The 14,842-nt window shown below is 38.2% G+C and carries 12 protein-coding genes and 1 pseudogene; all 13 read left to right on the top strand.

What is annotated here, in order from left to right; translation table 11 throughout:
- The first annotated feature begins 134 nt into the window (after positions 1-134).
- A complete protein-coding gene (locus BMZ04_RS04530; RefSeq protein ID WP_093265978.1) occupies positions 135-683 on the top strand; it encodes a TRAP transporter small permease in 549 nt (182 codons plus the stop codon).
- Positions 684-713: 30 nt separating this feature from the next.
- On the top strand, positions 714-1,982 hold the full coding sequence (locus BMZ04_RS04525) for a TRAP transporter large permease (RefSeq protein WP_093265975.1): 1,269 nt from the start codon (positions 714-716) through the stop codon (positions 1,980-1,982).
- A 141-nt stretch (positions 1,983-2,123) separates the two neighbouring features.
- A complete protein-coding gene (locus BMZ04_RS04520; RefSeq protein WP_093265972.1) occupies positions 2,124-3,182 on the top strand; it encodes a TRAP transporter substrate-binding protein in 1,059 nt (352 codons plus the stop codon).
- Between the two features lie 148 nt (positions 3,183-3,330).
- The gene (locus BMZ04_RS04515; RefSeq protein WP_093265969.1) at positions 3,331-4,254 is read left to right on the top strand and encodes an alpha/beta hydrolase; all 924 of its coding nucleotides are present in this window, start codon (positions 3,331-3,333) and stop codon (positions 4,252-4,254) included.
- A 620-nt stretch (positions 4,255-4,874) separates the two neighbouring features.
- Positions 4,875-5,279: a hypothetical protein gene (locus tag BMZ04_RS04510; protein ID WP_143128272.1), complete on the top strand. Its 405-nt coding sequence runs from the start codon at positions 4,875-4,877 to the stop codon at positions 5,277-5,279.
- Between the two features lie 103 nt (positions 5,280-5,382).
- Positions 5,383-6,453, top strand: coding sequence for a TRAP transporter substrate-binding protein (locus tag BMZ04_RS04505; RefSeq protein WP_177184324.1), 1,071 nt, complete (start codon positions 5,383-5,385; stop codon positions 6,451-6,453).
- 1,001 nt (positions 6,454-7,454) lie between these two features.
- Positions 7,455-8,201, top strand: coding sequence for an SDR family NAD(P)-dependent oxidoreductase (locus BMZ04_RS04500; protein WP_093265961.1), 747 nt, complete (start codon positions 7,455-7,457; stop codon positions 8,199-8,201).
- A gap of 658 nt (positions 8,202-8,859) precedes the next feature.
- Positions 8,860-10,041 carry a thiolase family protein gene (locus tag BMZ04_RS04495; RefSeq protein WP_093265958.1) on the top strand — a complete coding sequence of 394 codons (1,182 nt, stop codon included), beginning with the start codon at positions 8,860-8,862 and terminating at the stop codon, positions 10,039-10,041.
- Between the two features lie 54 nt (positions 10,042-10,095).
- The gene (locus BMZ04_RS04490) at positions 10,096-11,115 is read left to right on the top strand and encodes a zinc-binding dehydrogenase (RefSeq protein ID WP_093265955.1); all 1,020 of its coding nucleotides are present in this window, start codon (positions 10,096-10,098) and stop codon (positions 11,113-11,115) included.
- Positions 11,116-11,387: 272 nt separating this feature from the next.
- Positions 11,388-11,566 (top strand): annotated as a pseudogene (locus BMZ04_RS04485) (3-hydroxyacyl-CoA dehydrogenase family protein); the annotation flags it as partial.
- Between the two features lie 46 nt (positions 11,567-11,612).
- Positions 11,613-12,791 (top strand): acyl-CoA dehydrogenase, encoded by a 1,179-nt coding sequence (locus BMZ04_RS04480; protein ID WP_093265952.1) that lies wholly within the window; start codon positions 11,613-11,615, stop codon positions 12,789-12,791.
- Between the two features lie 44 nt (positions 12,792-12,835).
- Entirely contained in the window at positions 12,836-13,615 is a 780-nt protein-coding gene (locus tag BMZ04_RS04475) for an enoyl-CoA hydratase-related protein (protein WP_093265949.1), read from the top strand.
- Between the two features lie 178 nt (positions 13,616-13,793).
- On the top strand, positions 13,794-14,771 hold the full coding sequence (locus tag BMZ04_RS04470) for an NAD(P)H-dependent flavin oxidoreductase (RefSeq protein WP_093265946.1): 978 nt from the start codon (positions 13,794-13,796) through the stop codon (positions 14,769-14,771).
- Positions 14,772-14,842: the final 71 nt, after the last annotated feature.

The following is a 14,842-nucleotide window of genomic DNA, read 5'->3' as shown; positions in this document are numbered from 1 at the left end:
GTAATTATTATATTAAAAATGAAAGAAAAAGTATGTAATGGAAATTTAATTCTACTATATTTATTGGCAGTGAATGGGTAAGTGATTACATGAATTGAGCTTAATACTATGATTTATGAAAGGGTGAAGCACAAATGGACAGCATAAAAAGGCTAGAATCGTCTACCAAATTGCTAGATAGAATCCTAGAGATAACAGCGATGTCTCTATTAGTTCTTAGCACAGTATTAGCCATATCGAATGTGGTAACGAGAGTATACTTTGATACAACTTATCCAATAGTAGATGAAATATGCCGCTATTCGATTATCTATGGATCCTTTTTATATCTTGGGCCTTTAATAAAAAAGGATGAACATATAAAGATGGATTTTTTGAACAACATATTAAAAGGAAGGTTGTTACAAGTAAATAATCTAATCATTAATGTTATTTTATTTGTATCATGTGTAATTCTTTTTTGGACAGGAACGCAATGGGTTCTTTCATCATTCCAATTAGGTTTAAAAACAACTTCAGGTACTATGTTAATGGCAATTCCTTCTTTAGCCGTTCCAATTGGAATGTTCTTCGGTTGCATTTATTCTTTTCTTCTAATAGTAATGGATTATAAAAAAATCCGTCTAAGTGTCGGTGAGAGTCTCTCATCTCTGGATGTCGAGGAAGTCAAAGCCCACTTGTAAAGTTTAGATTTGTGAAAGGAGGAAACTTGCTTGATATTACTAGGATTTATTATTTTTTTAATCATGCTTTTTATTGGAGTTCCTATTTGGTTAGCACTGGCTTTAGGTGGAGCGTTTTGGGGCATCTTTCTTATGGGGCAGCCATTGGTGAGTATGCCAACTCAATTTTTTATTTCAATGGACAGCTGGATTTTACTAGCAATTCCCTTTTTCTTACTGTCTGGAAATCTGATGACATATTTGGGTCCGGCTCACAAATTGTTAAAGGTTATTAATGATTTAGTAGGGCATTTTCGAGGTGGATTACCTGCAGCAGCCGTCATAACATGTGCTATATTTGGAGCCTTATCAGGTTCGTCTATTGCAACCGTTGTAGCTGTAGGAACATTGATCATTCCTCAAATGACTGCTCTAGGATACTCTAAAGAAAGTAGTATGGGAGTTGTCGCTTCTGCCGGCACTTTGGGCTCAATGATTCCGCCAAGTATCTTTTTCGTTTTATATGCTTCGATGGTTGAGGAAAATGTAGGCGACCTTTTTATTGCGGGGATTTTACCAGGTATTTTAATTTCAGTCATCTTAGTCATAACAGCAGTGATTGTCAGCTTAAAAGATCACGCATCTTTAAAAGAGAAAAGTTCCTTTGCGGAGATCAGAAAGTCCCTTTTTGAAGCAATTCCGCCATTGTTTATGCCTGTGATCATATTAGGAGGAATCTATAGCGGTTTCTTTACACCGACTGAATCTGCAGCTGTTTCTATTTTATATGTTTTGATTATTAGTTTCCTTTTTAATAGAAAAGAGTTTACACGTGCGAATCTAATAAAAAGTCTTAGGAGTTCAATGATGACCACGGCTGTTATTTACATCATTTTAGGAGGAGCCCAATTATTTTCTACGGCTTTGATGTATTCACAGCTTCCACAGAATATTACCAGAGGTTTAACTGAAATAGCATTGGCTCCATGGATTATAATGCTTTTAATATTATTGCTTTTCTTTATTCTAGGTACATTCTTAGAACCTATTCCGATTCTATTTATTACGATGCCTATTCTCTTCCCTGTAGTAACGGGACTTGGATATAACGCTATCCATTTTGGTGTTGTTACATGTGCATTGATGATGATCTCACAAATAACACCACCGGTAGGAGGAACTTTATTCGCATTATCCAGTCATTTTAAAGTAAATGTGGGAGTTGTCGTAAAAGGGTCTATGCCTTACCTGTATGCTCTCATTATTGCCGCCTTGGTCCTTTTATATGTTCCTTGGTTTAGTACATTCTTAATTAATTAGGAACAAGCGTACAGGATAAGCCTTGCATTTTATTATAAATAAGAGAAGCTTTTAGGTAATAACTTTGTTCTAATTTAATTGGAAAGTTTAAATTTTATAGCTGGAAAATTCAATAATTTAAATAAATAAGGGGGAAATTCTTTGAAGAAGTTCTTTATTGTAATAACGATATTGATGATTCTCATTTTATCTGCTTGTAGTGGATCTTCAAAATCTAGTCAAGAAGGAGATGGGCCTGGAAATTCTAACAGTTCTGAATATGTACTTAAAGTATCACACGCGTATCCTACAACCACATTACACCATCAATCACTTGAATGGTTTAGTGATGAACTGGAAAAGAAAAGCAACGGCAGATTATCCCTTGAAATATACCCAAGTGGTCAATTAATGCCGCCAGGTCAAGAGATCCAGGCAATCATTAATGGGCAAATTGATATGGGTATACCTATTTCTACCGTCCTAGGCAGCATAGATCCAATTTGGCATCTCTTCGAATTGCCCTATTTGTTTGAATTTAGTAATGAAGATCCATCCCTATATTACAAACATAAAAGAGCCTTTTTTGACAGTCAAAAAGGAGGAGAGGTGATTAAGAAGAATTCAGAGGAGCATGGTCTAAAGATATTGTCTATGTCCCAAGAGGATTTCAGTCAATTATTCACAGTTAGTAAAGACAATATGATTACTGATTTAAAGAGTGCGGAAGGTCTTAAAATCAGGGTTGGAGGCGGAACGATGTTAAATGATACGATTAAGGCTCTAGGCGCTAATCCCACAGTCGTCGATGCTACTGAAGTGTCCACTTCCGTCCAGCAAGGTGTTATAAATGGTCTTGTATCAACACCCTATTATGCTCTTTCTAATTATCCAATCAAAACTTGGACTTCCATCCCTATCAATAATTTCACCATTGCAGTCATGATGTCTCAACAGAAATTTGAATCTCTTCCTGAAGATTTGCAAACTATTCTTGTAGAGACAGGCAAGGATTTTGGTAAACATCTTGATGAGGTTTTTCTAGAAAATCAAAAAAATAATGAGAAATTAGCTAAAGAAAAAGATGCAGAAATGTACTTTCCTACTGAGGGAGAACACAATGAGTTTAAGGAAATCCTATTACCTTTTCATGATAAATGGGCAAAAACAGTTGAAGGCGGACAGGAATTACTCGATGAGGTAGAAAACACCAGACCATAGTTTAAACGAAATCGGCTGACAAAAAAGGATGTTGCCAACAACTCTTCTTTATCAGTTGATTTTTTGTTGATTAACTCATTTGTATTTTACAGGAAAAAGGTACAGATTAATTCATGAAATTCATTATGATATAGGAGGGAAATTTGAGATGACAAAAATTGAAGCTATCAAGCTAGGTTCAGGAGATGAAATGATCACCGGCTTATATGCCCCTTCTGCCGATCTTCAACCAAAAGCTTTAATTGTAGCTATTCATGGCGGCTCATTTTCTTCAAAATACTATTACCTGGAGTCAACTGCAACTAATTCCTTGCTTAAGTTAGGATCAGACATGGGATATTCTGTAATTGCAATTGATCGTCCTGGCTATCGTGCTGTGGGTGAAAAAGGTCTGGCATTTGATACTCAACTTCCGATACTTCAAAAAGTTATATCGAGGGCATATGAGAAATATGGAGAGGATTCTGCTGGGGTTTTCTTGGTTGGGCATTCTATTGGAGCAATGATATCAATTCTTTTAGCTGCAGAAAAAAAGGTAGTTCCATTGCTTGGAATGGATGTGAGTGGTGCGGGCTTGGCATTTCATTCTGTGGCAAAAGAAGTGATCAAAAAAAGTATTTCACACGGTCGCCTAAATATAGATCCAAAAGTCAAATTGAGTCTTCATTGGGGCCCTGATTGGACATTCTCGCAAGATGTATTAAAAGAATGTTTGGATACCTTCCATACTAAGTCACCAGAAATTGAAGCTGTTGATGCGTTGTCTTGGGAGAAACGTGTTCTAATAGAAGGACCGCGCGTGACAGTTCCGGTACAATTTACTATTGGGGAATATGACGGTATTTGGGATGGTAATACCAGAGTTATGGAGCGTGTTCATGGGATATTTAGTTCGTCACCTTTTGTTGCTGTAAACTTGCAACGTTTTACAGCTCACAATATTCACCTTCAAAAAGTTAATAGAGCATTCAATTTACGAACGTTAGCATTTCTTGACGAGTGTATTTTATATCATTCATCAGCCCCTGATAATTACGGTAAAGGTTTTGTAATAAATAACGACTCTATATAAGATAAACTAGTATGTCAATACTAAATCAAACACCTTTCTTAAGGGAAGTAATTTTGTACTCTATCGGGCTTACGTAGCCAAGGGTGCTGTGCGTACGAAATTATTGTACCAATTGACGTAATCGAAAAGTCAAGAGACAGCTGTTCAAGGGTAGGGTAGTGCAATCCGTTGATGAGTTCTATTTTTAATAGCTTAAACGTAGCCTCTGCCACCACATTATTATAAGGGTTCCCCTATTGGCTAAGAGATCGTTTCATCTTGTATTGACTTAATAACTCATCAATCCCAACGTTCTTGATTTCAGATCCACGGTGGGTATGAAAGACTTTCACTTGTCTAAGTGAATACTTAACCAATGCGAAGCCACCTTGAGCTAGAGCCGCGTCTTTTTTCTCTCCGACGCTATAGATTCTGTTTATACCAAGTGGGCAGAAACCTTACACTAATTCGTTATATAACGAGTAGTGAGCTTAAATGCACCTGCTGCCAATCAACAACCAAAGGCTTTAATTATAGGCATTTATGGTGGCTCTTTTTCTTCAAAATACTTTTACTCATAGTCAAATGCAAACAATTACTTGCATACGTTAGGATAAGAATTGGATATTCTGTAATTGCGATTGATCGTCCTGGTTATGGTGCTGCAGGTGAAAAAGGTCTTTCATTTTATTCTCAACTTCCGGTTTTTCAAAAAGCAACGTTGTCGGCATATAAGAAATATGGAGGGGAACTGCCGGGGTTTTCTTGGTTGGACATTCTATTGGAGTCATGATTTCCATTCTTTTGGCTGCGGAAAAAATGGTAGAGCATTACTTGGAAATGATGTGAGTGGCGCTGACCTGGTTTTTCATCCTGTGGCAAAGAAAATGATTGAAAACAGCATTGCAAGTTGTCGTCTCAATTTAGATCCAGAGGTCAAATTGAATCTTTATTGGGGTCCTGATTGGACTTATTCGCAACATGTATTAAAAGTATGTATTGATACCTTCTATATCACATCACCAGAAATCGAAGTTGAAAATTAGTTGTCTTGGGAGGGACGTATTCTAAATGAAGGACCGCGTTAGCGAGATATTTAGTTCATCACCTATTGTTAATGTGAACGTACAATTGTTAAGGGGGAAAAATATGAAGAAGTTTTTTATTGGGATTTTCTTTCCTATAATGTTCATTATTTCTGCTTGCAGTGGAGCTTCTGAAACTAGTCAAAATTCACAGCAGAAAAACAATGATGCTGGTAATTCGAATAATACTAAGTATGTTCTGAAAGTATCTCACACATATCCTACAACTGGTTTACACCATCAATCAATGGAATGGTTTAATGATGAGCTGGTAGAGAGAAGTAACGGTAGATTATCCCTTGAAATATACCCGAGCGCTCAGATAATGCCGCCAGGTCAAGAAATTCAGGCAATGCTTAATGGACAAATTGATATGAACATGACTAATTCCGCTCTCATCGGCAGCATAGATCCTATTTGGTATCTCTTCGAATTGCCATATTTGTTTGAATTTGATATGGAAGATCCATCTTTATTTTATAAACACAAAAGAGCATTTTTTGACAGTGAAAAGGGTGGAGAAGTCATTAAGAAGAAAACAGATGAACGAGGACTAAAGGTTTTGTCTATGACCCAAGATAACTTCAGTGAAATATTCACTGCAGGGAAAGGTGAATTGGTTACTGATCTAAAGAGTGCGACGGGGCTTAAACTCAGGACCCCGGGTGGAACAGTATTAAAAGATTCAATTAATGCTATTGGGGCTAACGCAGTAGTAGTCGATGCTGCTGAAGTGGCCACGTCCATCCAACAGGGTGCTTTAGATGGTGTAATTTCAACAGCATACTATGCTCTTTCCAATTACCCGATAAAAACTTGGACTTCAGTACCTATTAATAACTTTACTATTGCAGTCATGATGTCTAATAAGAAATTTGATTCCCTTCCTACAGATTTACAATCTATTCTTGTTGAGACAAGCAAGGATTTTGATAAATTTCTTGATGAAGTTTTTTTAGCAAATCTTAAAAATAATGAGAAACTAGCTAAAGAAAAAGGAGTAGAAGTTTATTTTCCAACTGAAGAAGAACACAATGAGTTTAAAAAAGTCCTGTTGCCTTTACATGATGAATGGGCAAAAACGGTTGAAGGCGGACAACAATTACTCGATGAGATAGAAAACACTAGACCATAATTCCGCGAAATCGGCTGACAAAAAGATAATTGTAAAATACTCTTATTCATTTGATTTCTTGGAGATTAAGAAATTTGAATTTCGAAGAATTAAAATGTTTTTAACCAGAATTACACTATTCTGAATGATTATTTGGTATTTCCGTAAACATCCAATTTCTATTTTTATAGAAATTCTATTGCAGTGATAGTGGCGGTCGTCATCTGGTCATCTGAATGAATGTAATAACCCACCCTTTGAATGGCATTGCTAACTAAATTGGAGAAGAAATTGCAATGATGGGTGGTGTCCAGTTGAGCCTGAGTCAAGGGCAGCCGGAGAAACAGCTCATCTTTGGTGACACTATATGTGATTTTTATAATGAGGAGGATGGTAACGATGAGACTGAGGGACTAGGTGTGCATTGTGACTGTTGGGGCATCCGATCCCCCAACGAAGGAGAGGGATAACTGAGGATCTGGCCGGACCTGCAATATTTTTGGCTTCCGATGTAGTCAGACTAAGTAAATGGTATCACCATGCGGTGGATGGCGGATGGATGGCAGGTGGCGTGGAGTAAATCCATCAAAACTGCTGTCGGGCATTTGTGCTTATAAAAAGCAATTCGATATTTTGGGGAAATTCAAAATCAACATAATTATAATATTTACCTTTTTAAAATAAACAGTGTTCCGTTTTTGGAGAGAAGGAAAATGCCCCTAGGTATTTTGCAAATGGTTATTATCACTAGTGTCGTAAAAAAAGAATTTTCAGTTTAATCATCTTCCCAAATTAGAGCCTAAAAAAGTAAATACCTAATTAAAGGTGGCTATACCCATTTGGAGACTTATTACAATTAGACCTGAGTGACGACAACAATTTGCTTTTTAAAGGGACGGATTTTCCTTCAATCTTTCGAATCCAGATATTCGCTGGTTTCCACAATTCAGCCCTTAAATAACGATTAATTTGTTGTAGAAAGCTTAACATGATTTATCTTTATAATTTGAGGAGTGAGAGGTATGCAACTAATTGGGCAAGTAGCCGTTGTTACTGGAGGCGGAAATAATATCGGTAAAGCTGTTAGCTGGCGGATGGCAAGAGAGGGAGCCTACGTTATAGTAGCTGATATTAATTTTTCAGCTGCCGAAAAAGTAGCTACAGATATTACAGAGGCCGGATTGAAAGCTATCCCTTATAGGGTAGATGTAAGTATAAAACATGAAGTGCGAGACATGATGCGCACAATTGAAGGGGATCTAGGCCAAATAGATATTCTTGCCAATATCGCCGGAATCCTTGGTCCTACCGCACCAACAAGTGAGATTTCGGAGGAGGATTGGGATCTGATTTTAGATGTCAATCTAAAAGGAACCTTTTTATGCTGTCAGGCTGTGATCGATGGAATGATTAGTCGAGGGTATGGCCGGATTGTTAATATGTCTTCCATCACTGGTAAAGAAGGAAATCCGATGCTAGCCGCGTATGTTTCTTCCAAGGCAGGTGTAATGGGCTTTACCAAATCATTGGGTAAAGAAACTGCAAAATCGGGCGTAACGGTAAATTGTATTGCTCCGACGATGATTGAAGGGGATATGATTAAAACAGTAAGTGAGAGCTATTTTCAGTCTGTGCTAAATAAAATCCCCATGGGACGGTTAGGTAAACCGGAAGAAGTGGCTGGACTATTTAATTACCTGGTTTCTGAAGAAGCCGGTTATATTACTGGACAATGCCTCGACATGAGTGGTGGACGAGCTGTTTATTAGTTGTTTGAATCCTTTAGATAAAAATGAAAGGTTATTCTCGATCCAGAAACACTCGATAATACAAGAGGACTTTCTGAAATAACAAAATGGCAGGATGGGTAGATTAGAACTATCTATCCTTCTAAATTTGCTAGTACGGATGCGAAGTCTAAGTTTCCTTTGAAAGTTTGGTAATCGGAAAATTTTCCTTTACTGTAAAATCACAAAGGGCTTTTTGAGTTGGATATGTAGTACTACACACCCTTAGGCGCACCATTTTGACTTAACAAATGAGAAGTGTTTGAGAAATTTGAAATAAGCTTTAAAAGTTTTAGAAAAATCACGGAAAAACCTTGTAAATATTTATTTTTAGAAAATTTTGAATTGACATACTTCTATAAGTTTAATATTATAATAAAAGAGAACAGTGTTCCTGTTTTGGGGGATGGAAAGGGGATGATTGGAAAGGGAAATTTATAATAAAATACTTAATCATCATGCATATTACTTTAATTATAAAAGTAAAAGGATTAGGATACAATGTCTGAACGAAATAATCACTCGACAAGAACTCATATAGGAGCTGCTATAGAACCATTAGTTTATTTGATTATATTTATATGCTATATTCATAAATTAATAGAAAATTCTATTTTTATAAAAAAGGAGAATGGTATAAATGAACTCAGTTTACCTTATTGAAGGAGCACGGACTCCGAATGGAAGTTTCGGTGGCTCTTTAAAAAATTTAACAGATATCGAGCTTGGAGTTGTGGCTAGTAAAGAGGCATTGAAAAGAAGTAATATACCAAGCGAACAAATTGATCAGGTGTTTTTTGGAAACGTTATCCATACATCGAAAGCAGCTTCTTTTTTAGCACGTCACATCGCTCTCTATGCCGGTGTGCCAGTAGAAGCTCCAGCATTAACAGTAAATCGTCTATGTGGTTCAGGACTGCAATCCGTTGTATCCGCAGCACAAGCTATTATGCTAGGGGAAGCTCAGACGGCTCTTTGCGGAGGAGCTGAAAACATGAGCCAGGCTCCACATGTTATCCGAAATTCAAGATTTGGAACAGGCTTAAATAACCTGGACATGGACGATATGCTGGCCCATTCACTTGCAGATCAATATATAGGTTATGGAATGGGGATTACCGCGGAAGATTTAGCGGCAAAATACGAAATCAGTAGAGAAGAACAAGATGAATTTGCTGTTTCATCGCAAAGAAAAGCAGCCGCTGCAAGAGAATCAGGCAGATTCGCAAGAGAAATTGTCGCGGTTGAAGTCAAGGATAAAAAGGGGTCAATTCTTGTTTCAGAAGATGAGCATATAAGACAAGGAACAACTCTTGAAAAGCTTTCTAAATTACGTCCTGCGTTTAAAAAAGATGGAACTGTTACGGCAGGGAATTCAAGTGGAATCAATGATGGTGCTGCAGCAGTTGTTTTGGCTTCTGGACAATATTTGGAGGATAATCCGGAAGTGAAACCATTAGCGAGAATAATATCATGGGGACTCGCTGGAGTTGAGCCAGCCCTTATGGGAATTGGACCTGCTCCATCAAGCAGGAAAGCCCTTTCAGCAGCAGGGTTAAGCTGGAATGACATTGATTTAATAGAAATAAATGAAGCATTTGCAGCTCAAACGTTAGCTTGTATAAAGGAATTAGATTTAGATATGGACAAAGTGAATGTTAATGGTGGAGCAGTTGCTCTAGGGCATCCAGTAGGTGCAAGCGGTGCAAGAATTCTTTATTCATTAGCTCTTGAATTACAAGATAGACAAGGGAAATATGGATTGGCTTCTCTATGTATTGGTGGAGGACAGGGAATATCAGTAATTATTGAAAGAGTATAAATAAGGGTTGCTGTATAGAAAAAATTTGAATTTTAAAATAATGGAGGAGTTTACATGAAAGCTGTAATTCTAAAAGACAAAGTTAAAATGGGGGGAGAAATCGCTCCTCTGTATTATGAAGATGTAGAAATTCCAAAACCTGGGCAAGGGGAAGTTCTAATCCGTTTACGTAATGCCGCCTTAAATAGAAGAGATGTATATGTACGATATGGGGCCTATCCCGGTATTGAAGTACCCTCTACTCCGGGTTCGGATGGAGCAGGAATTATTGAAGAATTAGGTGTAGGGGTTCAAGGATTAGAAATTGGAAGTGAGGTTGTCATTAACCCATCCACCGGCTGGGGGGATAATCCTAATGTTCAATCCTCCGCCTTTTTAACATTAGGGGTCCCAATGGATGGCACATTTGCGCAATACATTAAGATTCCTGCGGAGTATGTATTTTCTAAGCCAAAGCACCTTACTTGGGAAGAAGCTGCAGCGATCCCATTAGGAGGTTTGACTGCCTATCGTGCTGTCGTTACAAAAGGGGAAGTAAAGGAAGGTGATACGGTCATTATTCCTGGTATTGGTGGAGGTGTAGCGACTTTTGCTCTGCAAATTGCTGTCGCCAAAGGTGCAAAAGTTTTCGTTACATCAAGCAGTGATGAAAAAATAGAAAATGCATTGGCGCTAGGAGCCACTGGAGGAGTTAATTACCGGTCTGAAAACTGGGTGAAAGATTTGAAAGCGATGTCAGGTGGTGCCGATTTATCTATTGATAGTATCGGGGGAGCCACTTTTAATGATTTAATCACTTTGGCTAAACCTGGAAGCAAGATTGTTTCATTCGGGGCAACCTTAGGACCAGTAAATAACATTGTAATGCCAAAAATATTTCTTAAGCAATTGCATATTTTAGGGTCAACAATGGGTACATCCGAGGAATTTGCTAGTATGTTAGCTCTTTTTGAGGAGCATCAGCTTAAGCCCGTGATTGACAAAGTTTATCCTCTTGAAGAAATTGAAGAAGCTCATAGCCATATGGAAAAAGGAAGTCTTTTTGGAAAAATCGTAATCTCGATTCCAGATTAATAGATAAAGGGGCTGACTGACCATCATTTAAATATGCTCGCATTAAAGTGTTCAGATTAAATAACAAAAATCTGTTTACTTTATTGGGGGCTTTTTCTATGACGGAAAATGCTTATACTGCGGATGAAAGGGGGCTGATAGAAATGCTTGAGGGATTAAAAGTACTAGATTTTTCCCTATATTGCCCGGAAATTATGCTAGTTTCCGTTTAGATGAATGGGGTGCTGAAGTTGTTAAAGTGGAAACATAACCATTCCGTGATCCAGCCCGTTCCGATGGGACCATTAACCTTGGCTGACTTTATCGCCCTTGATACTTGCCTTTACATTATGGAAGTTCTCTTTGAAGGATTCGCTGATTCGAAATACCGACCGTGTCCATTGCTCCGCAAATACGTAAAAGCAGCTGGTTAGGGAGTAAGTCGGGCCGCGGATTTTACGAATACAATTAAACAAAAAGATAGAAGAAAAATAAGGCTTAGAAAGGCGGATAGAAACATGTCTTTAGATTTTACAGAAGAGCAAGAGATGATGCGTAAAATGGTGCGGGATTTTGCCAAAGATAAAATTGCCCCCATGATTGAATTGATGGAAGAGACAGACGAATTTCCGATGCAGGTGATTCGCAAGATGGGTGAATACGGTCTGATGGGTATCCCCGTACCAACAGAATATGGGGGAGTAGGTGCAGATATTACCTCCTACATACTCACGATTAACGAGATTAGCAGGGTTAGCGCCGCCGTCGGGGTCATTTTATCGGTTCACACCACTCTCGGAACCATACCGATTCTAAACTTTGGGACGGAAGAGCAAAAGCGAAAATATATACCGAAACTGGCGACTGGGGAGTATCTTGGAGCTTTCGCGTTAACTGAACAAAATGCGGGATCGGATGCAGGAAAAATAAGGACAAGCGCAGTGAAAAAGGGCGATAAATATATTCTAAATGGAACAAAGATGTTTATTACAAACGGAGGGGTGGCGGATACGTATATCATATTTGCCGTAACCAACCCTAGCAAGGGTTCCAAAGGAATTTCTGCATTCATTGTAGAAAAAGATATCCCAGGTTTCACAGCGGGAAAAAAAGAAAAGAAAATGGGGTTGCGAGGTTCTAATACAACAGAACTAATTTTTGAAAATGCGGAGGTACCAGCGGAAAATCTGTTAGGTCAAGAAGGAGAAGGTTTTAAAATCGCCATGGCAAATCTGGATGTAGGAAGGATTGGCATAGCTGCACAAGGACTGGGCATTGCCGAAGCGGCTTTCGAATACTCCGTTCAATATGCAAAGGAACGGGTTCAATTTGGAAAGCCAATCGCGACAAACCAAGGGATTTCCTTTAAAATCGCTGATTTGGCTACAGAGATAGAAGCAGCCAGGCTGCTCGTTTACCAGGCCGCGAAGTTTTACAGCCGCGGGATTAAATGCGGAAAAGAAGCTTCCATGGCTAAACGTTTTGCTTCAGATACAGCTATGAAAACAGCTACAGAAGCCGTCCAGATTTACGGAGGTTATGGTTATATGGAGGACTTTCCTGTTGAAAGGCTATTCCGTGACGCAAAAGCAACACAAATCTATGAAGGAACCAATGAAATTCAAAGAATGGTCATTTCAAAATATATTTTCGAAGAAAATAATTATACTTTTTTTAGAAAAACGATCACAGTATAAGATTAATAGATTGAAAGTGATTCCATATAGAAAGGAAAAAAATCATGAAATATCAAACTTTAAAGATTGAGAATGAAAAACAGATAACTTATATTACAATTGCCAATCCCCCGGTGAATGCACTAAGTATAATAACACTTCAAGAGTTAGAAAAAGCAATTGATGTAGCTGTAGAAGATTCAGAAACAAAAGTAATCGTAATTACTGGAGAAGGAAAATTCTTTTCTGCAGGTGCGAATATTAAAGAATTTTCGGCCATCGAAACCTCCCAAGTGGGAATGGAGTATGGACAATATGGTCAGTTTGTTTTCAATAAGATTGAGCAATCTTCGAAACCTGTTATTGCTATGATTAATGGAGCTAGTCTTGGAGGAGGATTAGAGCTTGCCATGGCTTCTCATATCCGAATAGCAGCTGAATCAGCAAAATTAGGTTTACCTGAGTTAATTTTGGGATTCATTCCAGGGTTTGGGGGGACCCAACGGTTAACCCAACTAGTAGGCAGAGAGAAAGCAATGAAATTAATTCTCACGAGTGATGCAATCGATGGAGGGGAGGCCGCACGAATTGGTTTGGTTCTAAAAAGTGTACCCTTGGAAGAACTTGAAGTAACTGTTAGCAGTCTGGCAGAAAAAATCAGTGCTAAAAGTTTACTAGGTATTCGCGCTACTTTAATTGCTATAAATGGGGGTATAAGTCACGGACAGGAGCAAGGTTTCTTATTAGAATCTGAATTGTTCGGAAATTTATTTACGAGTGAGGATTCTAGAGAGGGTCTTCAGGCTTTTAAGGAGAAAAGATCCCCTGTTTTTAAAAACCATTAATATGTCGGTTTCTAAAAATTGATATAGGTATGTATTAAAACTAGTGAGCTGAAACGTGCAAACAGTTTCTTTATTTGCTAGAAAATAAACAATTATAGAATTCGTCATTGTTTTGAAGTAATGCAACCTGAACTTACTACTTAAAAAGATAGAACAACTGATGGGAGTATGAGAAACTATGAAAACACGAGTAACGGAGATTTTTAATATTAAATACCCTATCGTACAGGGAGGACTTGCCTACCTAGCTTATGCCGAACTGGCGGCTGCAGTCTCGAATGCAGGGGGACTCGGTCAAATAACTGCGGCAACGCTTCGTTCACCTGAAAAACTTCGGGAGGAAATCCGTAAAGTGCGTAGACTTACTAATAACCCGTTCGGCGTAAACTTTGCTATTGCCAAGCACGACGGACGATATCAGGAATTACTTGAAGTTGCCATCGAGGAAAAAGTACCAGCAATTTCTATAACTGGAGCCAATCCTCAACCCATTTTTGAACAAATAAAAGGAGAAAATATTCGAACCCTAGTTCTTGTGTCGGGGGTTAGACAGGCACAGAAAGCTGAAGAACTAGGTGCTGATGCTGTAATGGCTGTTGGACAGGAAGGCGGGGGGCATTTAGGACGTGATGATATAGGTACGATGGTACTTATTCCACGTGTCGTAGATTCTGTATCGATTCCAGTTTTAGCCAGCGGGGGCATTGGCGATGGACGAGGTTTATTGGCAGCTTTTGCACTTGGGGCAGAAGGTATTGAAATGGGTACTCGCTTTATTGCTACTCAAGAGTGCATTCATGCTAACCAGAAATATAAGGAGGCAATCCTTAGTGCAAAAGAGACGGATACAGCGATTATTAAGAGAACATTAGGGTCGCCAGGACGAGTCCTGAAAACCGCATATACTCTGGATATTATTGAACGTGAACAGAAAGGAGCGACATATGAAGTCTTAAAAGATATGATTAGCGGCGAAGCTAATTGTCGATATATTTATGAAGGAAATGAATCAGAAGGTTTCGGATGGGTCGGGCAGGTAATTGGTCTTATCAACAATATTCCTACCGTTCAGGAATTGTTTGATGAAATGATTTCTTCCGCAGAAAGAGAACAGATACGTTTAGCTAATCTTATGAGAGAGCGAAACCATATATAATATTAATGTTTAATGAACAATCTATTAAATAAAATTTATTAACTACATCCAATTTTGGATTGTAGTTTTCT

It is taken from the genome of Psychrobacillus sp. OK032 (genome assembly GCF_900111345.1).
Taxonomy (GTDB): Bacteria; Bacillota; Bacilli; order Bacillales_A; family Planococcaceae; genus Psychrobacillus.
This window is presented reverse-complemented; position numbering and strand designations above follow the sequence as displayed.

Coding starts and splice junctions, on each gene's coding strand:
- BMZ04_RS04530 (WP_093265978.1), top strand. CDS start 135: ATGGACAGCATAAAAAGGCTAGAATCGTCTACCAAATTGCTAGATAGA.
- BMZ04_RS04515 (WP_093265969.1), top strand. CDS start 3,331: ATGACAAAAATTGAAGCTATCAAGCTAGGTTCAGGAGATGAAATGATC.
- BMZ04_RS04505 (WP_177184324.1), top strand. CDS start 5,383: ATGAAGAAGTTTTTTATTGGGATTTTCTTTCCTATAATGTTCATTATT.
- BMZ04_RS04500 (WP_093265961.1), top strand. CDS start 7,455: ATGCAACTAATTGGGCAAGTAGCCGTTGTTACTGGAGGCGGAAATAAT.
- BMZ04_RS04495 (WP_093265958.1), top strand. CDS start 8,860: ATGAACTCAGTTTACCTTATTGAAGGAGCACGGACTCCGAATGGAAGT.
- BMZ04_RS04490 (WP_093265955.1), top strand. CDS start 10,096: ATGAAAGCTGTAATTCTAAAAGACAAAGTTAAAATGGGGGGAGAAATC.
- BMZ04_RS04480 (WP_093265952.1), top strand. CDS start 11,613: ATGTCTTTAGATTTTACAGAAGAGCAAGAGATGATGCGTAAAATGGTG.
- BMZ04_RS04475 (WP_093265949.1), top strand. CDS start 12,836: ATGAAATATCAAACTTTAAAGATTGAGAATGAAAAACAGATAACTTAT.
- BMZ04_RS04470 (WP_093265946.1), top strand. CDS start 13,794: ATGAAAACACGAGTAACGGAGATTTTTAATATTAAATACCCTATCGTA.